Genomic DNA, 17,816 nt, shown 5'->3' on the forward strand with positions numbered 1-17,816 from the left:
GCATGGCATTACCCGTCATCTCCACCTACCGGCTGCAACTACGTGGTGAATCCAGTGGGTTCGCGTTCACCTTCGCCGACGCCGAAAACCTGCTCGACTACCTGAACGACCTCGGGGTGTCGCACCTGTATCTGTCCCCCATCATGACCGCGGCGGCGGGATCGAGCCACGGCTACGACGTCACCGACCCGACGACGGTGTCCCCCGAGATCGGCGGCCGCGAGGGGTTGGCGCGGTTGTCGGCGGCCGCGCGAGAACGCGGCATGGGCCTGATCGTCGACATCGTGCCCAACCACGTGGGCATCGACGTGCCCCAGCAGAACCCGTGGTGGTGGGACGTCTTGCGCAACGGCCGTTCCTCGCCCTACGCAACGTATTTCGACATCGACTGGGACCTCGACGACGACGGCCGCATCGTACTGCCGGTGCTGGGGTCCGACGACGACGCCGCCGACCTCACCGTCGACGGCGACCTGCTGCGGCTGGGCGACCTGGCGCTGCCGATCGCGCCCGGCACAGCGGCCGGCACCGGCCCCGAGGTGCACGACCGCCAGCACTACCGCCTGGTCGGCTGGCGAAACGGCGTGTGCGGCTACCGCCGCTTCTTCTCGATCACCTCGCTGGCCGGGTTGCGCCAGGAGGATCGCGCCGTCTTCGACGCCACCCACGCCGAGGTCGCCCGGTGGTTCACCGAGGGCCTGGTCGACGGCATCCGCATCGACCACCCCGACGGCCTGTCGGACCCGTGCGGATACCTGGCGTGGCTGCGCGAATTGACCGGCCCCGACGCCTGGATCGTGATCGAGAAGATCCTGGCCGTCGACGAGGCGCTCGAGCCCACCCTGCCGGTCGGGGGCACCACCGGTTATGACGTGTTGCGCGAAATCGGCGGTGTTCTGGTGGATCCCGACGGCGCCCCGGCGCTGACGGCGCTGGTGGAATCCGCCGGGGTGGATTACCAGGCGATGCCGGACATGCTGGCGGACCTCAAGACCCGTTCGGCCACCGACACCTTGGCGAGCGAGCTACGCCGGTTGCGCCGCAGCATCGCGGCCACCGCAGGCGTCGACCACCCGCAGCTGCCCGAGGCGGTGGCCGCGCTGCTCACCCACATCGGGGTCTACCGCTGCGACTACCCCGGCCTGGTCGCGCTGCTGCCCACCGCGCTGGCCGAAACCCAGGCGGGCGCACCGGAATTGGGTCCGGCGCTGCAGGTGCTGGCCGCGGCGCTGGCCCGCGGCGGTGAGCCGGCGACGCGCCTGCAGCAGCTGTGCGGCGCCGTCACCGCCAAGGCCGTCGAGGACTGCTTGTTCTACCGCGACGCCCGGCTGGTCTCGCTGAACGAGGTGGGCGGCGAGCCGCACCGCTTCGGCGTCGGCGCCGCCGAGTTCCACCACAGCGCCGCCACCCGCGCCCGGCTGTGGCCCCAGGCCATGACGACGCTGACCACCCACGACACCAAGCGGGGTGAGGATGTGCGCGCCCGCATCTCGGTGCTGTCGCAGGTGCCGTCGCTGTGGACCGAGTTCCTCGCCCGCTGGGAGATCAAGGCGCCGTCCCCCGACCCGGCGACCGGACAGTTCTTGTGGCAGAACATCTTCGGTGTATGGCCGGTCAACGGCGAGGTCACCGCCGAGCTGCGCGAGCGCCTGCACGCCTACGCCGAGAAGGCCATCCGCGAAGCGGCCTGGCACACCTCGTGGAACGACCCGGACACCGCATTCGAGGACGCGGTGCACCGGTGGCTGGACACCGTGCTCGACGGCCCGGTGGCGGGCCAGCTGACCGAGCTTGTCGCCCAACTTAATCCGCATGCCGCCAGCGACGCGCTGGCCCAGAAGCTGCTGGCGCTGACGGTGCCCGGGATTCCCGACGTGTACCAGGGCACCGAGCTGTGGGACGACAGCCTGGTCGATCCCGACAATCGCCGGGCCGTCGACTACTCGGCACGGCGCGCCGCCCTGCGGGCGCTGGAGCATCCGAAGATCCGCGTCGTCACCACCGCGCTCCGCGTGCGCCGTGACCATCCGGACACCTTCCTGCACGGCGCCTACGTACCCATCCTGGCCGACGGCGACGCCGGCGATCACGTGCTGGCGTTTCGCCGCGGCGAGGACATCGTGGTGGCGGTGACCCGCTGGACCGTGCGGCTGGCCGAAGCCGGCTGGGGTAACACGGTGCTGCCGCTGCCGGACGGCACCTGGAAGGACGCGCTCACCGGGGCGATCGCCGACGGCCCCACGTCGGCGGCCCAACTGTTCGCCGACCTGCCCGTCGTGCTGCTGGAACGCCATCATGACTGAATTCCGGGTCTGGGCGCCCAAACCCGCGCTGGTTCGCCTCGACGTCGACGGCCAGACCCACGCCATGACGCACTCGGCCGACGGTTGGTGGCATACGACCGTGGACGCCGCCCCGGACGCCCGCTACGGCTATCTGCTCGACGACGACCCCACCGTCCTGCCCGACCCGCGCTCGGCGCGCCAGCCCGAGGGCGTGCACGCCCGCTCGCAGCTGTGGGATCCGGCCGCCGCGCGGTGGACCGATAGCGGGTGGGCCGGCCGCCCGGTCGAGGGCGCGGTGATCTACGAGCTGCACCTGGGCACGTTCACCGAGGCGGGCACCTTCGATGCCGCCATCGACAAGCTGGACTACCTGGTCGATCTCGGCGTCGACTTCGTCGAGCTGATGCCGGTGAATTCCTTTGCCGGAACCCATGGTTGGGGATACGACGGCGTGCTGTGGTACAGCGTGCACGAGCCCTACGGGGGTCCCGACGGATTGGTGCGCTTCGTCGATGCCTGCCATGGCAGGGGCCTGGGAGTGTTGATCGACGCGGTGTTCAATCACCTCGGCCCGTCGGGCAATTACCTGCCGCGCTACGGGCCCTACCTGTCGTCGGCGAGCAACCCGTGGGGCGAGGGCATCAACATCGCCGATGCCGATTCCGACGAGGTGCGCCGCTACATCATCGGCTGCGCGCTGCGCTGGATGCGCGATTTCCATGCCGACGGCCTGCGACTGGACGCCGTGCACGCGCTGGTGGACACGACCGCGATCCACATCCTCGAGGAGCTCGCCACCGAAACGGACTGGCTGGCACAGCAATTGGGGCGACCGCTGTCGCTGATCGCCGAGAGCGACCTGAACGACCCACGGCTGATCACCGCGCGCGAGCGCGGCGGCTACGGCCTGACCGGGCAGTGGGCCGACGACATCCATCACGCCATCCACACCGCGGTCTCCGGCGAGCGCCAGGGCTATTACGCCGACTTCGGCAGCCTGGCCACCCTGGCGCAGACGTTGCGCCACGGCTTCTTTCACGCCGCCACCTATTCGTCGTTCCGGCGTCGCCGCCACGGCCGGCCGCTGGACACCAGCCCGCAATCGGGCATCCCGGCCACCCGGCTGGTCGCCTACACCTGCACGCACGATCAGGTCGGCAATCGGGCCCTGGGCGACCGGCCGTCGCAGAACCTGACCGTCGGCCAGCTGGCGATCAAGGCCGCGCTCGTCCTTGGGACTCCTTATACCGCAATGCTTTTCATGGGCGAGGAATATGCGGCGTCGACCCCGTTCCAGTTCTTCAGCTCGCACCCCGAACCGGAACTGGCGAAGGCCACCGCCGAGGGGCGCAAGGCCGAGTTCGCCGAACACGGCTGGGACGCCGACGAGATCCCCGACCCGCAGGACCCGCGGACGTTCACCAACTCCAAGCTGGATTGGGCCGAGGTCGACACCGGCGAGCACGCCCGGCTGCACCGCCTCTACCGCGACCTGATCGCGCTGCGGCGCGACCACCCCGACCTGGCCGACCCCTGGCTGGAAAACCTGACCGTGGACTACGACGAGGGCCAGGGCTGGATCGTCGTCTCGCGCGGGCGGCTGCGCATCGCGTGCAACCTGGGCGCCGAGCGGGTGCGGGTCCCGGTCAGCGGTGAGGTGGTGCTGGCCTGGGACGACCCGGCGGTTCACCCCGACGAGACCGAGTTGCCCGGGCATTCGTTCGCGATACTGCGGAGCGCGGGTGGCCCCGGCTGATCATGCGTCGTTGCACCATGGATGAGCTCCGCTTCACCCGGGAGGAGCTGAAGCGATTCCACGGCAGCACCGTGCCCGACCTGATCTCCGACCAGGTCCGACTGTTGTTCGTGGGCATCAATCCCGGCCTGAGAACCGCTGCGGTACAAGCACATTTCGCGCCTCGCGGCAATCGGTTCTGGCCGGCGCTCTATCGTGCCGGCATCACCGATCACTTGATCGACGCCTCGTCGGGGTTTGCGCCGGACGACTGGAAATACCTTGTGCGGCGCGGGATCGGCATCACCAACCTGGTCGACAGGGCGACCGCGGGCGCGGACGAGCTCACCGCCGCCGAACTGATCAACGGCAGACGGAAACTGGACCGGATGGTGGAACAGTTCTCGCCGCGTGTCGTCGCGGTCCTCGGCATCACCGCGTACCGGGCCGCTTTCGGTCAGCGCCGCGCCCAGGCGGGCAAGCGGCCGTCGCCGTATGGCGCCACCGAACTGTGGGTGGTTCCCAATCCCAGTGGCCGCAACGCGCATTCGACGTTGTCGAGCCTGACGGCCGCGTACGGCGAAGTTGCCCAGGCCGCCGGAATCCTTGCGAGTTCGTCGTCGCGATTCTCCCGGCCCGAGCGGGCTGTGGATAACTGAATAGCGGCCCGGCGGGCTCACCCCCGATGATGCCGCCATGAGTCAATCGGAATTCGGTCATCCCCTGCGGCGCATCTGCCGGCGCAAGCCGAGCCACCGCACCGCCAAGCCGCCGTCGGGCCGCCACACCGTGCGCCACGACATGCCGCCGTATCCCAGCGTCGAGCTGTTGTGGAGGGGTCCCGGGCCCGGCACCGACGACGACGAGGGCGCGTGAGCTGCGGTTACACGATGGTCCGGCCGGCCGGGCGCACCGCGCGGGCGACCGCGTCCGCAAGTGGATCGATCTCAGCGGCGCTCAGCTCGGAAATGGTGATGCGGATGCCCGCCGGCGTGTGCATCCGGAACCGGCTGCCCGGTGCGGCCGCCCAGCCGGCGCCCATCAGGCGCGACACCGCGACCGCCTCGTCGGGAACCGGCACCCACACGTTGAGCCCGGAGCGCCCATGCGCGTCGATGCCGCGCCGGGCCAGGGCGTCGCACAGCCGGATTCGGCTGTCGGCGTAGCGGCGCTCGGCGGTTGCCACCAGCTCCGCCGCCGCGGGGTCGGACCACAAGCCGACGGCCATGCGCTGCAGGAGGTGGCTCACCCAACCGGGCCCGAGCCGCAGCCGGCCGTGCACCCGCTCGACGGTGCGGTGGTCGCCGGTGAGCACGGCCACCCGCAGGTCGGGGCCGTAGGCCTTGGACGCCGAGCGGACGAACGCCCAATGGGCGGTGTGGCCGGCCAGGGTGTGCAGCGGCGCCCCGGAAATGCCGGCGCAGTGGTCGTCCTCGACCACCAGCAGATCCTCGGCCCGCCGCGCCAACAGCCCGCCCAGGGCGTCGGCGCGCTCCGCCGAAAGCGCGGCGCCCGTGGGGTTTTGGGCGCGGTTGGTGAGCACCAGCGCACGCACCCCGGCGCCCAGCGCCCGGGCCAGGTCGTCGGCCAGCGGACCGTCGTCGTCGACGCGCACCGGTTCGGCCGAAAGGCCCAGCGCGGCAAGGAGATCGAGGAGGTTGGCCCAGCCCGGGTCCTCGACGGCGACGCGATCGCCGGGGCGCAGATGCGCGGTGAGCGCGCGTTCGATGCCGTCCAGCGCGCCGCTGGTCACCGCCAGGTGGTCGGCGGGGATCCCATCGGCGGATAGCGCGCGGGCGGCGAACTCTGCCAGCGCCGGCGAGACGGCCGGCTCGCCGTAGAGCACTGGCGGGTCCGCACCCGGGCCGGGCGGCACGGCGCCCGCGATGGGCAGCAGTGCCGGGTGCGGATTCCCGGTCGACAGGTCGCGCACGCCGGCGGGCACGTCCAGGCCGAGCAGCGAGCGTGGCGTGGTCGCGGGGCGATGGCGCACGCGGGTGCCGCGCCGACCGGCGGTCTCGACGGCCCCGCGGTGACGCAGCAGGCGGTAGGCCGCGGCGGCGGTATTGGCGTTGACGCCGAGCTGTGCGGCCAACTCGCGCACCGGCGGTAGCGCATCCCCGGGCGCCAGGGAACCGCCCGAGATCGCCGCCTCGATGCTGGCGGCTATGGACTCCGCGCCCGTTCCGGTTATGCTGTTTTGTACTGGCACGCAATATAGTATGTACTAGAACAAATGTAAGGGCCACGCCGTGGACACCGCATACCCACCGACCACACGCACCACCCCGACCCGCTACCGGGAGCGCGCGCACTACGACCGGCGCACCGTGCACGGCATCCTCGATGAGGCGCTGATCTGCCATCTGGGCTACCTGAGCGCCGGCCGCCCGGTGGTCTTGCCCACCACGCACGCCCGGCTCGACGAAACGCTCTACCTGCACGGGTCGACCGGCGGCGGCCCGGTGCTGGCGGCGAAGGCGGCCACAGCCGCGGGATCGGGGCTGCCGGTCTGCGTCACCGTGACCCTGGTCGACGGCCTGGTGCTGGCCCGCTCGGCGATGCAGCACTCGGTGAACTTCCGCTCGGTGGTGGTGCTGGGTGACGCGCGCGTGGTCGACGATCCGGCGGAGAAGTCGCGGGCGCTGGACGGCCTGCTCGATCACATCGCGGCGGGGCGCGCCGCCGACTGCCGCGCCCCCGATGCCCGCGAGCTCGCCGCGACCGGGGTGCTCGCGCTCGACCTCCTCGAGGTGTCGGCGAAGGTGCGCAGCGGGCCACCGGCTGACGATCCGCAGGACCTCGCGCTGCCCCATTGGGCGGGCGTGGTGCCGCTGAGCCTGACGGCCGGGCCGCCGGCGCCGGCCGACGACCTGCCCCTCGGCACGGCGGTGCCCCCGTACTTACGGGGGTATCGCCGCTGAGCCGCGCGCGCGTCGGGTGTTGTCCCACCAGGACCCGACGAGCATGACGGTGCCGGCCCAGGCCATCCCCAGCAACCAGCCGGACAGCACGTCGCTGATGTAATGGACTCCCAGATAGACGCGGGAAAACCCGACGACGAACGTCACGGCGGTCGCGAGCGCCCATACCGCCACGCGCCCGGCCCACCACGGGACGAGCCAGCGGGTGAGCAGCCACGCGGCGATGACCATGCTCGCGGCGGTGCCGGTCGCGTGTCCGGAGGGAAACGAATACCCGTCCGCGTCGATGAGGGCGAACGGTAGGGACGGGCGTTGCCGGCCCACCAACACCTTGGCCGTGAACAGCACGACCGGGATGCCCACGCCGGCGGCCAGGGCGAGCACCACGGGCCGCCACGACCCGCACCGCCAACCGGCAACGACGGAGATCGGCAAGGCGACCGCGGCCAGAAAAAGCGGACTGCCCGCGACGGTGACCACCCGCAGGACGCCGGTCAGCCACAGATCGCGGTGGGTCGCCAGCCATCTCGTGGCGGGCCGGTCGAATCCGGCGATGCCGTCGCCCTCGAGCACGTCGTCGAGCACCTCGGTGAAGCCGACCGCCAGCGCCACGACCACGACCAGCCCCACCAGCAACGCCACAGCGGCGACCTCGCTGCCCCGCAACCGACGCGCCAGCGCCCCCTCCCCGGCGCCGATCCGGTCGCGCACCCAGGTCAACGCCTCGCCGATCGCGGCGTTGTCGGACACCCGCCGCCACACCCGGGCCACCCGGGGCCCACGCCGCGCGATCCATATCGCCGCCCACGCCAGCAGCAGGAGGCACGCCGCCAAGCCGGCGCTGACCAGGCCGAAACCGCTGGTACCGGATCCATACGGCTCGTGCATCTATCGCGGTCCGGGAGTTAGAGCAACAGGTAGCGGTAGGCCGGCGACCCCGGTTTCAGGGTCTCGACATGCAGCTCGGTGGCGCGCATCCGGGCCAGCAGGCCGTCCAGGTCGGCCGAGGATCCCAACTGGATGCCGACCAGCGCCTCGCCGGTCTCCCGGTTGTTGCGCTTGACGTACTCGAACAGGGTGATGTCGTCGTTCGGTCCGAGCACGGTGTCGAGGAAGCGGCGCAGCGCGCCGGGCTCCTGGGGGAAGTCCACCAGGAAGTAGTGCTTGAGGCCGAGGTGCACCAGCGAACGCTCGAGCACTTCGCCGTAGCGCGACACGTCGTTGTTGCCGCCCGAGATCAGGCACACCACCGTCGATCCGGGCTCGATGTCGGCGTCCAGCAATCCGGTGACGGCCAGCGCGCCCGCGGGCTCGGCGATGATGCCCTCGTTCTGATACAGGTCCAGCATCGCGGTGCACACCGCGCCCTCGTCGACCGCGGTGATCGAGACCATGTCGCCGGCGGCCGCCAGCGCGGCGTAGGTCAGGTCGCCGGCGCGTCGGACCGCGGCGCCGTCGACGAACTGGTCGACGTCGTCCAGCGTCACCGGCTCCCCGGCCGACAGCGCGGCCATCATCGCCGCGGCGCCGGCCGGCTCGACGCCCAGCACCGAGGTGTTGCTCGTCCGTTCGGCGAGGTAGGTGGTGATGCCGGCGATGCAGCCGCCGCCGCCGACCGGGACCACCACCAGGTCCGGCTCCTGGTCGAGCTGATCGAGCAGTTCGGCGGCGATGGTGCCCTGACCAGCCATGGTGCGCAGATCGTCATAGGGCGGCACCAGTGTGGCGCCGGTGCTTGCCACGTCGGCCAGGGCCGCCTCGGCGGCCAGGTCGTAGGTGCTGCCGCCGACGATCAGGTCGATGAAGTCGCCGCCGTGGTAACGGATCCGGTCGCGCTTCTGCATGGGCGTCTTGGCCGGCACATAGACGCGGCCGTGCACCTGCAACATCCGGCACGCGTAGGCGAAGCCCTGCGCGTGGTTGCCCGCCGACGAACACACCACGCCGGCGGCCAGCTCCGCCTCGGACAGCTGGACCAGCAGGTTGTAGGCGCCGCGCAGCTTGTAGGAGCGCACGATCTGCAGGTCCTCGCGCTTGAGGTAGACCTGCGCGCCGGTGATCGCCGACAACCGGTCGCTGAACTGCAACGGGGTGGGCGTGACCACCGCGGCGATCCGCTTGGCCGCGCCGTCGATGTCAGCCGCGGACAGCGGCGAGACGCTCGGACTCTGGCTCAATTCGGCGGACACTGATCAATGGTGCCACGACAGCCGACCAACTCCGGAATTCAGTCGACCGGGGTCAGCACGAACACCGGGATCTGGCGGTCCGTCTTGGTCTGGTACTCGGCGTAGTCGGGCCACGCTTGTACGGCGCGCTCCCACCAGGTCGCCTTCTCCTCGCCGAAGACCTCGCGGGCGTCGTAATCGCGGGTCACCGAGCCGTCCTGCAGCTCGACGCGGGGGTTCTTCTTGATGTTGTGGTACCAGACCGGGTTTTTCGGCGCCCCGCCCAACGAGGCGACCACCGCGTACTGGCCGTCATGTTCGACGCGCATCAGCGGCGTCTTGCGCAGCTTGCCGGTCTTGGCGCCCACCGTCGTCAGCAGGATGATCGGCTTGCCCTTCATGTCGGCGGCCTCGGCTCCCCCCGACTCGGCGTATTTGTCGGCTTGCTCGCGAGACCAATCCCATGGCGACGGTTCGTATTCTCCGGTAAGCGGCATGGCATCAACTTTAGGCGCGGATTCGCCGGTCCCGTCGGCTCAGCGCAGTGGCCCCATGCGGCGCGATCACGGCGCCGCGCCGGTGAGGTAGTGCGCCAGCACCGGGCGCAGCCATTCGGTCAGCGTCGCGTCGTCCATCGCGACCAGCGCGGGCACCCCAACGACGTTGCGCGCCATAGCGATTCCCAACACCTGCGATCCCACCATCGCGGTCCGCTCGGCGGCCCGGTCGGGGGTGACGGTGGCCAACGCCGGGGCGACCTTGTCGACGAACACCTCCAGCAGGGCGTCGGCGGCGGTCCGGTTGGTGGCGGCCGCGCGCAGCAGCGGCAGGAACGACCCGGCCGGGTCCCACACCCGGATGAGGAACGGCACCAGGATGTCGGCGATGCGTTCCGGGGCGACCCCGGTGAGGTCGGGAAAGGTGATGTCGAGCCGCGAGACCGCGGCGAACAGGTCGGCCTTGTTGCCGAAGTAGTGCATGACCAGCGCCGGGTCGACACCGGCCTCGGCCGCGACCGCGCGGATGGTGGTCCGCTCGAAGCCGTGGGCAGAGAACAGGGTCCGCGCGGCGCTCAGGATCGTCGCGCGGGTGACCTTGCCGTCGCGGGTTTTACCGGGCATGCCGAAATTCTAGTTCAACAACTGTTGACATCGCCAGCGGCCGGGCTTACGTTGATTTCAACAGTTGTTGAATCGGGTGGCCGAGGAGGCGCAGACATGACCGTGACCGTCATCCAGATCGGGCTCGACCCCGGCGCGATCGACTACTCGTCGCCGGAGTTCGCCCAGTTCCGCGGCCTGTCGAACGACGCCAACGTCGCGGGTCTGCGCGCCGCGGGCTACCAGGTCGACAACTGCCTGATCGACGTCGGCGTCGCCGGCGCCGACAAGGCCGGTGAGTGGCTGCGCGCCAAGCGCTACGACGCGGTGTTGATCGGCGCCGGCATCCGCCTGGTGCCCGGCAACACCCTGCTGTTCGAGTCGATCGTCAACATCGCGCACACCACCCAGCCCGGTTGCCGCTTCGTCTTCAACCGGGCCGCGCAATCCACCCCCGGCGACATCCGTCGCTGGTACCCCGAACCGGAAGGAGCGATCCGATGACCACAACCGCCGTTCACGAGGTCGACGTCCTGGTGGTCGGGGCCGGCCCCACGGGTCTGACCGCCGCGGGTGACCTGGCCCGCGCCGGGCGGGCGGTGACCGTGCTGGAGCGCTGGGCCGCCGAGAACCCGACCAGCCGCGCGTTCGCCGTGATGCCGCGAACCCTGGAGGTCCTCGACGCCCGCGGCGCGGCCGACGAGCTACTCGCGGTCGGGCAGCGAGGCCCGGACGTGACGCTGTTCGCCAAGGCCCGCCTCGACCTGACCCGGCTGGACTCGGCCTACCCGTTCGTCCTGATCACCCCGCAGACCAATGTCGACGCCGCGCTGCGCCGCTACGCGGTGACCGAAGGCGCCGACATCCGCCGCGGCGTGGAGGTGGTCGCGCTCGCGCAGGACGCCGACGGCGTCACCGTCACCGCCCGCCCCAAGGGCGACGACGATCCCGCGCACCGGCAGACGTGGCGGGCCCGGTATGTCATCGGCGCAGACGGCGCGCACAGCACCGTCCGCACCCTGCTGGGCGCGGACTTCCCCGGCAAGATGGTGCTGACCTCGCTGATGCTGGCCGACGTCAAGCTGGCCCACGGCCCGTCCCGGGGCGGGTTGGTGGTGGGCACCGCCGGTGACGTCCTGGGATTTTTGGCGCCATATAACCGCCACGACGAGGACGGCTCGTGGTACCGGGCCCTGGTGTGGGACCGCGACCACCAGCTGCCCGACGACGCGCCCGTCGACGACGCCGAGATCGTCGATGTCCTGGCCCGCGCCATGGGCACCGATTTCGGCGTGACCGAGATCGGCTGGAAGTCGCGATTCCATTGCGACGAAAGGCAAGTCGCCCGGTATAGACACGACCGGGTGTTCCTCGCCGGTGACGCCGCGCACGTGCACTCCCCGATGGGCGGCCAGGGCATGAACACCGGCATCCAGGACGCCGCGAACCTGGCCTGGAAGCTCGACGCGGTGCTCTCCGGCGCCGACGACGCGCTCCTGGACACCTACCACAGCGAACGCCATCCGATCGGCAAGCGGGTGCTGGTGCAGTCCGGCATGATCGCCCGCGCCGCGACGCTGCACCGGCGACCCGCCATCTGGCTGCGTAACCTGTTGGTCCCCAACCTTCTTCGCATACCCGCCGTGCAGGACTTCGTGGCCGGCAGTTTCGCGGGTACCGGGCTGCGGTACGGCCGGCGCGGACTGGTCGGCACCCGGGCCGCCGCGATCCCCCTCGTCGAGGGACGGTTGGCGCGCCTGCAGCGCGGCGGCGGCTACGTCTTCATCCGCGAATACGGTGCCGCCCCGGTCGAGGCACCCGCCATGCTGCAGGCGCAGCGGGCCGACCGCGGCCCGGCCGTGTTGGTGCGTCCCGACGGATACATCGCGTGGGCCGGCGCCTCGGCGCAGGCGCCCCACGCGATCACCCAGGCGGCGGCACCCGCCGCACTTCCCGTGCGGGCGCGGTGATTCGCGCTAGTCCGCGTTCTCCGATTCGTGCGCGACGAACGGCCGCAGTCGGCGGCGGGTCTGGTGGTCGTCGGCGCCGGGCTCTCCGTCGCTGTGCCGCCCGCGCGTGTAATCGCCCTGCCACGGCACCTTCTCGTTGGGCGCGCCGCCCGCCGCTTCCTGTTCGCGACCCAGCGCCCCGCGCGAGCCCAGGAAGTGCTCGTGCTTGCGGTGCAGCTCCTCGTCGGATTCGATGGGCCGAAGCTCCGGCGCGAACTCCTCCAGCTCGGCCCGGCGTTGCGGCACGATCATGCAGATGGGCTCGTCGATCTCGAATCGCACCGGCATGAACTCGCGGGTGAATTTCCAGTTCATGCTGAAACTCGAGCTGGACCAATCGGTTTCGACGATTCCCTCCAGCGGGGAGATGGCGTCCTTCGGATGGTTGGCCGGCCCGCGGACGAGCAGGTTGTAACCCGGCGGGGTGCGGAACAGAATCGGCAGGTGCCAGGTCAGGATGCCGTAGCCGAAGTGACTCGACGGCAGGAACTGGCCGCTGTCGCGGGTGTCGGGGGCGATCATCAGGTTGGTGCGGTCGTTGCCGCCCATCCACGTCGCGGTGAACGCGCTGCGGTTGCGCACCTCCCAGCCGCTCTGGTTGGCGATCAGCATCGGCAGGCACCGGTGCGGCCAGCCCTGGCGTATCTCCGACATCCACTCCCGGCCGATCGGCGCGGGGCTGATCGGCGGCGCGATGTCGTGGGTGACATACCCGATCAGCGGGCGGGACCGCCCGCCCGATTCCTCACTCATCGCATCCTCGCTTCACCGGCCGCTATCGAACACCGTCGACCCTCACCGACGTCGCCCACGCACTATCGCGACCACACGTTAACGGTCCGTGAACCGCACCGCCCGCGCTGAACGCACGATCACTGGGCCCTGGCCAGCTCCGCGATGGTGTTCACCCGCCGGACGGCCGCGGCGATCTCCTCGGCGAACTCACGGCGCCGCCGGGCGATGTCCAGGTCCTCGACGCCGTCGACCAGTTCACGATGCCGGGCCAATCGCAGCGCTGTCTTGAACAACTCCATCGATCTGGACTCGGCGCTGGCGATCCTCCGTTGCAGCTCCCATTGCTTGCCCACCTCGAGGCATTCGGCGAGAAACGCGTCCTCGTCGAACGATTCGTCGTCGTAGTCGGCGAGCCGGTCGGCGACGATGTGGTAGGCGTCGAGGAATGGGCGCAGCACCAGGTGCGCCAGCAGCACGTCGGCCTTTTCCAGCAGGCCGCGCACGTCGGCCGCGCTGGCCGCCTTGCTGGTGTCATCCACCCGCCCGAGCAGGCGGACCTCGTCGGCGAGCTCCTTCTCGAATTGCGCTCGCGCGGAGAACAAGAACTCGAATTTCAGCAACTCGCGCAGTTTGAGCGCCTCGTCGCGCACTGCGGTCGGCTGGACCAGCCCGTCGACCGAACCCTCGGCGTCCTCGGTGGCGGCCAGCAACGCGGTCTCGGCGATCGCGCGGTCGACCACGATGTGGATGGCGGCGTTGCGGTAGAACGCGGCGACCAGGTGCTGCTCCGCCCCGATGCCCCAGACCGGTTCGGTGCCGGCGTCGTACACGCTGACCACGCCGGAGGCGACCAACTGGTGCAGCGTCCAGCGGATGGTCGAGCGGTTCGTCAGATCGGCGGCCCCGGCCACCTTCCAGTTGCGCGCCGCGATGTAGCTCGCCAGCGGGCGCACGGTGGCCAGCACCTCGCTGATGGACAGCGAGCGGTCGGCGCCCAGCAGCGCCAGGCTCACCACCGCGGTCGGGGTGACGGGCGTGGCGCGGTTGATCCGGTGTTCGACGTCCAGCGCGATGCGTTCGATTTCGGTGCCGGTGCCGGACTCCTCCGCGCGCAGCTCCTCGAGGCGCTTGCGCAGCGGCAGTGGTTCACCGAAGTCGAGGTAGGCGCGACCCAGCCGTTCGCCCTGCTGTCGCGCCAGCCGGATCAGGAAGCGAAAGTCCTCGGGCCGTTTCGTCGCGCCGTAGGCCTCGGTGGTCATGGCCTCCACCTCGTGCAGCTGGTCGTACACGATCGACGTCGGCACCAAATACACCTCGGGGCCGTCGATTTCGTCGACGGCGTCGCTGATGTAGCGCAGAATCCCGAACACCGGGGGCCGCAGCTTACCCGTCCTGGTCCGGCCGCCTTCGATGGACCAGGTCAGGTTGGCGTGGTTTTGCACCAGCTGCGCGGCATAGGCGCGCAGCACGAAGCGGTAGACCGGAATGTCCTTGGTATGGCGCCGGATGAAGATGGTTCCGGTGCGCTTGGCCCAGGCGCCCATCGGGAAGAAATTGAGGTTGGCGCCACCGAAGGTGAGCGCGGGCGAGAGCCGGTTGGCCTGGATCACCTCGGGCAACAGCAGCCCATCCAGGTAGGAGCGGTGCGAAAAGGCAAACGCCAGTGTGGCTTTGCGGTCCAGCTTGCGCAGCTGGGCGATCTGGTCCTCGTCGGTCAGTACGTCGTAGGCGCGCATCAGCCAGCAACTGAAGCTGCGCCAGGCCTTCACCGCCCGCTCGTCGAGGGAGGGCGCCATCTCCCGCAGGTAGCAGGCGGCCTCGGCGCGCACGCCGTCCAGATCGCGACCGAGCTCATGCGCCAGTTTGCCCAGCCGCTCGTCGTACCACGGCGCGCCGAGCAAGTCGGCGACCTCGGCCGGGTCCGTCGACAGCGGTGACGTCGACTCCTCGACAATGCCGGTGCGCTGCAACAGCTTTCGAACCCCGGCGCGGCCGATTTCACGGGCCGTGCCCACCGGTCCCCCGGTCATGCCGGCTGCACCGTGACGGCTTCGGCGGGCTCGTGCACGTCCGGATGCGATTCGGGCGCGTAGAGCTGCTCGATCTCCTCGGCGTATTTCGCCAAGATCGGTTTGCGCTTGAGCTTCATCGTCAGCGTGATCTCGTCACCACCGGGTTCCCACACGGTGGGCAGGACCCGAAAGCGTTTGATCTGTTCCACCCGGGACAGTTTCTCGTTGCCCGCGGCCACCCCGGCGGCGATCTGCGCGATGACCTCTGGGTCGGCCGCCAGGGCGGCGGGCGAGGCGTCGGACAGGCCGCGCTGGGCCGCGTACGGGCCGACGGAGTCGGCGTCGAAGACCATCAGCGCGGTGTTGTACGGTCGCCCGTCGCCGATGGTCATCATCACCCCGACCATGGGACACGCGGCCAGGATGGCGTTCTCAATGTTGGCCGGGGACATGTTCTTTCCGGCCGCATTGATGATCAGCTCCTTCTTGCGGTCGACGATCCGCAGGTAACCGTCGGCGTCGACCTCGATGATGTCGCCGGTGTGCAGCCAGCCGTCAGCGTCGATCGCCTCGGCGGTCTTCGCGGGTTCCTTGCGGTAGCCCTTCATCACCAGCGGGCCGCGGATCAGGTATTCGCCGTCCTCGGCGACCTTGCCCTCCAGGCCGGGCAGCAGCCTGCCGACGGTGCCCAGTCGCGTGTCGTCCGGATGCGCCACGCTCGCAGCGCAACTGAGCTCCGACATGCCCCAGACCTCGCTGATCGGGATGCCGATGCCCGCGAAGAACGCCAGGGTCTCCTTGGGAATCGGAGCGGCACCGGACACCGCCCAGCGCAGTTCGCCGAACCCGAGCCGCTCGCGCAGCTTGGACAGCACGAGCTCGTCGGCCCGGGCCCATTCGGCGGCCAGCTCGGCGGGCTCCGGGCCGCCGGACACCAGCGCGGCGGCGCGCCTGTCGGCCACCGACATCGCCCAGTACAACGCCTGGCGTTTGACGTCGTCGGTCTCGCTGGCGATGACGAATTCGATTGCGGCCTTGAGCTTTTCCCACACTCTCGGGACCGCGGCCCAGACCGTGGGCCGCACGTCGGGCAGCGCCGCCGCCACGGCGCGCGCGTCGTCGACGGTGGTCACCTGGGTGCCGAACACCTCCAGGGGATACAGCGCCATCATCCGGTCGGCGATATGCGCCGACGGCAGGTACGACGTGGTTCGATCACCGAACCGGCTGCCGAGCACGGCGTCGAGCCCGCGGGCCTCGAACAGCAGGCTGGCGTGCGTCATCTCCACGCCCTTGGGGTTTCCGGTGGTCCCGGAGGTGTAGATGAGCGTGACGACATCGTCGGGTCGTACCGCCCGCCACGTCGCCTCGAAGTCGAAATCCTTGTGCGCGGCGGCATACACGTCGTCGACCGAGATGGTACCGGGCGGCGAGCCGTCGATGCAGACGATGTGCTCGATGGGTGCACCGCTGGCGCGAATGCGGTCCACATACTGCTCCTCGCAGATCGCGACCTTGGTGCCGGCGTTGTCGAACAGGTAGGTCAACTGCTCGGCGGGCAACGTGTTGTACACCGAAAACGACGTGGCCCCAAGGTGTTGGGCGCCGATCTCGAACGGGTAGAACTCGATCCGGTTGGCCATCATCAGCGACACCGTGTCGCCCCGCCGGACCCCCAGACCGGCCAGGCCGGCGGCGACCATGCGCACCTGCTCCGCGAGCTCGCGCCACGTCAGCGTCTGGGCGCCGCCGGGCGTCCGGAGCGCGACGGCCTGCGGGTCGATCGACGCGGTGCGCTGGAAAGCCTCGCATAGGGTGGCGGGAGCCTGCGCTGTCGTCATTTCCGTCCTCCTCGGCGCCGCATCAGCACTGCCTTCGTGAGCCTACGTCCGCGCACAGGGGCAGGGAACATATCGCGTGACTTCGCCGGGGGCCGGGTCATGACCCGGGGCGCCACAGCTGCACGGTGCTCGTCACGCCGCCGGGCAGCTCGACCAACTCGATCGGTGTGCCATCGGGGTCGTAGACGAAGAACATTCGCACTCCCCCGATGTCGACGGGTGGGTCGGCCCGCACACCCGGGTGGTGGCGCGTGACGGTCTGGTAGGCGGCGTCCAGATCGTCGACGCGAAACGACATGTTGGTATAACCCAGGTGCGGGCCGCTCGGGCACTCGGGCACCGCGCCCAACGACAACAGCTCCACCATCGCCGCGCCGATCAGCCCGCCGATCATGCGGCCCCGCTGGGCGGCGCCGCCGGTGACCGATTCCAGTCCGGCGCCCTCGAGTTCGACGTCGAACACCACGTCCATGCCCAGCACGCCGGTGTAGAAGGCCAGCGAGGCCTCGATGTCGGAGACGCCGACGCAGATGTGCGAGAAGTTCTGCACGGCGATGGGGTGCTGCTGGGTCATGCGGGCTCCTTGCCGGCGTGGGGTGGGTGAATGCCACAGGTGCAGGCGTCGATTGAGGGGCACGTGCAGCGCATCCCCCATTCGATGACGGCCCGGGCGCGGGCCAGCGACTCCATCTGCGCGTCGATCTCGGCGAGTTTGGCCTCGGCCAGCGCGCGGCTGACCGGCCGCCCGGGCGCGTCGTCGGCGAACAGCAACTGGATCTCTTCCAGCGAGAACCCGGCGGCCTTGCACAGCGCGATCACCTCGAGGCGGGCCAGAACCGAGTCGTCATAGCGGCGCTGACCGCCCAGCCGCGCCGGCTCGGGCACCAGGCCGATCTGCTCGTAGTAGCGCAACGCGGTCGCGGCCACCCCGGCCTGGCGCGCCACTTCCCCGATCGTCAGGCTTGGCGCCATCACGACCTCCCGAGAATCCACGGCTTGACTTCGAG

17 protein-coding genes are annotated in these 17,816 nt (G+C 70.2%); 7 read left to right on the forward strand and 10 right to left on the reverse strand.

All coding sequences use genetic code 11. The features are described from left to right. The first annotated feature begins 2 nt into the window (after positions 1 to 2). From treY to DQP57_RS13275, 4 genes are read left to right on the forward strand one after another with little or no spacing between them, the layout of a single operon-like run. Positions 3 to 2,303: a malto-oligosyltrehalose synthase gene (treY, locus tag DQP57_RS13260; RefSeq protein WP_112633373.1), complete on the forward strand. Its 2,301-nt coding sequence runs from the start codon at positions 3 to 5 to the stop codon at positions 2,301 to 2,303. Next, positions 2,296 to 4,041, forward strand: coding sequence for a malto-oligosyltrehalose trehalohydrolase (gene treZ / locus DQP57_RS13265; protein WP_112633374.1), 1,746 nt, complete (start codon positions 2,296 to 2,298; stop codon positions 4,039 to 4,041). Before treY ends, treZ begins: the two co-directional genes overlap by 8 nt. 17 nt (positions 4,042 to 4,058) lie before the next feature. Continuing rightward, a complete protein-coding gene (locus DQP57_RS13270; protein ID WP_112633375.1) occupies positions 4,059 to 4,679 on the forward strand; it encodes a mismatch-specific DNA-glycosylase in 621 nt (206 codons plus the stop codon). A gap of 37 nt (positions 4,680 to 4,716) precedes the next feature. Continuing rightward, positions 4,717 to 4,896: a hypothetical protein gene (locus tag DQP57_RS13275; protein WP_112633376.1), complete on the forward strand. Its 180-nt coding sequence runs from the start codon at positions 4,717 to 4,719 to the stop codon at positions 4,894 to 4,896. A 7-nt stretch (positions 4,897 to 4,903) separates the two neighbouring features. Here the strand turns inward: DQP57_RS13275 and DQP57_RS13280 are convergent, their stop codons facing one another. Then, a complete protein-coding gene (locus DQP57_RS13280) occupies positions 4,904 to 6,232 on the reverse strand; it encodes an aminotransferase class I/II-fold pyridoxal phosphate-dependent enzyme (protein ID WP_112633377.1) in 1,329 nt (442 codons plus the stop codon). Positions 6,233 to 6,272: 40 nt separating this feature from the next. On the opposite strand from DQP57_RS13280, the gene DQP57_RS13285 reads away from it, so the two are divergent. Next, positions 6,273 to 6,944: a pyridoxamine 5'-phosphate oxidase family protein gene (locus DQP57_RS13285; protein ID WP_112633378.1), complete on the forward strand. Its 672-nt coding sequence runs from the start codon at positions 6,273 to 6,275 to the stop codon at positions 6,942 to 6,944. On the opposite strand, the gene DQP57_RS13290 is transcribed toward DQP57_RS13285, so the two are convergent. The 4 genes from DQP57_RS13290 to DQP57_RS13305 all read right to left on the reverse strand — a co-directional run bounded on the left by DQP57_RS13290 (position 6,924) and on the right by DQP57_RS13305 (position 10,233). Continuing rightward, complete coding sequence (locus tag DQP57_RS13290; protein WP_112633379.1) at positions 6,924 to 7,832, reverse strand: phosphatase PAP2 family protein; 909 nt, start codon at positions 7,830 to 7,832, stop codon at positions 6,924 to 6,926. The two genes, DQP57_RS13285 and DQP57_RS13290, sit on opposite strands and share 21 nt — an antisense overlap. A 17-nt stretch (positions 7,833 to 7,849) precedes the next feature. Then, positions 7,850 to 9,133: a threonine ammonia-lyase gene (ilvA, locus tag DQP57_RS13295; RefSeq protein WP_112633380.1), complete on the reverse strand. Its 1,284-nt coding sequence runs from the start codon at positions 9,131 to 9,133 to the stop codon at positions 7,850 to 7,852. Positions 9,134 to 9,171: 38 nt separating this feature from the next. Continuing rightward, positions 9,172 to 9,609, reverse strand: coding sequence for a nitroreductase family deazaflavin-dependent oxidoreductase (locus tag DQP57_RS13300; RefSeq protein WP_112633381.1), 438 nt, complete (start codon positions 9,607 to 9,609; stop codon positions 9,172 to 9,174). A 66-nt stretch (positions 9,610 to 9,675) separates the two neighbouring features. Further along, the gene (locus DQP57_RS13305; protein WP_112633382.1) at positions 9,676 to 10,233 is read right to left on the reverse strand and encodes a TetR/AcrR family transcriptional regulator; all 558 of its coding nucleotides are present in this window, start codon (positions 10,231 to 10,233) and stop codon (positions 9,676 to 9,678) included. Between the two features lie 96 nt (positions 10,234 to 10,329). Between DQP57_RS13305 and DQP57_RS13310 the strand changes: the two genes are divergently transcribed. Beyond that, positions 10,330 to 10,716, forward strand: coding sequence for a hypothetical protein (locus tag DQP57_RS13310; protein WP_112633383.1), 387 nt, complete (start codon positions 10,330 to 10,332; stop codon positions 10,714 to 10,716). Further along, complete coding sequence (locus DQP57_RS13315; RefSeq protein WP_112633384.1) at positions 10,713 to 12,182, forward strand: FAD-dependent oxidoreductase; 1,470 nt, start codon at positions 10,713 to 10,715, stop codon at positions 12,180 to 12,182. The genes DQP57_RS13310 and DQP57_RS13315 overlap by 4 nt, the downstream gene beginning before the upstream one ends. A gap of 6 nt (positions 12,183 to 12,188) precedes the next feature. On the opposite strand, the gene DQP57_RS13320 is transcribed toward DQP57_RS13315, so the two are convergent. From DQP57_RS13320 to DQP57_RS13340, 5 genes are all read right to left on the reverse strand, one after another. Beyond that, positions 12,189 to 12,974 carry a DUF6065 family protein gene (locus DQP57_RS13320; protein ID WP_112633385.1) on the reverse strand — a complete coding sequence of 262 codons (786 nt, stop codon included), beginning with the start codon at positions 12,972 to 12,974 and terminating at the stop codon, positions 12,189 to 12,191. A 119-nt stretch (positions 12,975 to 13,093) separates the two neighbouring features. Then, positions 13,094 to 14,986, reverse strand: coding sequence for a lysophospholipid acyltransferase (locus DQP57_RS13325; RefSeq protein ID WP_112633386.1), 1,893 nt, complete (start codon positions 14,984 to 14,986; stop codon positions 13,094 to 13,096). Then, the gene (gene fadD11, locus DQP57_RS13330) at positions 14,983 to 16,809 is read right to left on the reverse strand and encodes a fatty acid--CoA ligase FadD11 (RefSeq protein WP_112633387.1); all 1,827 of its coding nucleotides are present in this window, start codon (positions 16,807 to 16,809) and stop codon (positions 14,983 to 14,985) included. Before fadD11 ends, DQP57_RS13325 begins: the two co-directional genes overlap by 4 nt. A 97-nt stretch (positions 16,810 to 16,906) precedes the next feature. Further along, positions 16,907 to 17,383, reverse strand: coding sequence for a VOC family protein (locus tag DQP57_RS13335; RefSeq protein WP_112633388.1), 477 nt, complete (start codon positions 17,381 to 17,383; stop codon positions 16,907 to 16,909). Further along, positions 17,380 to 17,781 (reverse strand): helix-turn-helix domain-containing protein, encoded by a 402-nt coding sequence (locus DQP57_RS13340; RefSeq protein ID WP_112633389.1) that lies wholly within the window; start codon positions 17,779 to 17,781, stop codon positions 17,380 to 17,382. Before DQP57_RS13340 ends, DQP57_RS13335 begins: the two co-directional genes overlap by 4 nt. Between the last annotated feature and the right edge of the window lie 35 nt (positions 17,782 to 17,816).

The organism is Mycobacterium colombiense (genome assembly GCF_003284935.1).
Classification (GTDB): domain Bacteria; phylum Actinomycetota; class Actinomycetes; order Mycobacteriales; family Mycobacteriaceae; genus Mycobacterium; species Mycobacterium arosiense_A.

What these genes read in the sequence shown, in the direction of transcription:
- DQP57_RS13335 (WP_112633388.1), bottom strand. Translation starts at nt 17,383, where the DNA reads ATGACCCAGCAGCACCCCATCGCCGTGCAGAACTTCTCGCACATCTGC.
- DQP57_RS13340 (WP_112633389.1), bottom strand. Translation starts at nt 17,781, where the DNA reads ATGGCGCCAAGCCTGACGATCGGGGAAGTGGCGCGCCAGGCCGGGGTG.
- treZ (WP_112633374.1), top strand. Translation starts at nt 2,296, where the DNA reads ATGACTGAATTCCGGGTCTGGGCGCCCAAACCCGCGCTGGTTCGCCTC.
- DQP57_RS13320 (WP_112633385.1), bottom strand. Translation starts at nt 12,974, where the DNA reads ATGAGTGAGGAATCGGGCGGGCGGTCCCGCCCGCTGATCGGGTATGTC.
- DQP57_RS13325 (WP_112633386.1), bottom strand. Translation starts at nt 14,986, where the DNA reads ATGACCGGGGGACCGGTGGGCACGGCCCGTGAAATCGGCCGCGCCGGG.
- DQP57_RS13310 (WP_112633383.1), top strand. Translation starts at nt 10,330, where the DNA reads ATGACCGTGACCGTCATCCAGATCGGGCTCGACCCCGGCGCGATCGAC.
- fadD11 (WP_112633387.1), bottom strand. Translation starts at nt 16,809, where the DNA reads ATGACGACAGCGCAGGCTCCCGCCACCCTATGCGAGGCTTTCCAGCGC.
- DQP57_RS13315 (WP_112633384.1), top strand. Translation starts at nt 10,713, where the DNA reads ATGACCACAACCGCCGTTCACGAGGTCGACGTCCTGGTGGTCGGGGCC.
- DQP57_RS13290 (WP_112633379.1), bottom strand. Translation starts at nt 7,832, where the DNA reads ATGCACGAGCCGTATGGATCCGGTACCAGCGGTTTCGGCCTGGTCAGC.
- DQP57_RS13270 (WP_112633375.1), top strand. Translation starts at nt 4,059, where the DNA reads ATGGATGAGCTCCGCTTCACCCGGGAGGAGCTGAAGCGATTCCACGGC.
- treY (WP_112633373.1), top strand. Translation starts at nt 3, where the DNA reads ATGGCATTACCCGTCATCTCCACCTACCGGCTGCAACTACGTGGTGAA.
- DQP57_RS13300 (WP_112633381.1), bottom strand. Translation starts at nt 9,609, where the DNA reads ATGCCGCTTACCGGAGAATACGAACCGTCGCCATGGGATTGGTCTCGC.
- DQP57_RS13275 (WP_112633376.1), top strand. Translation starts at nt 4,717, where the DNA reads ATGAGTCAATCGGAATTCGGTCATCCCCTGCGGCGCATCTGCCGGCGC.
- DQP57_RS13305 (WP_112633382.1), bottom strand. Translation starts at nt 10,233, where the DNA reads ATGCCCGGTAAAACCCGCGACGGCAAGGTCACCCGCGCGACGATCCTG.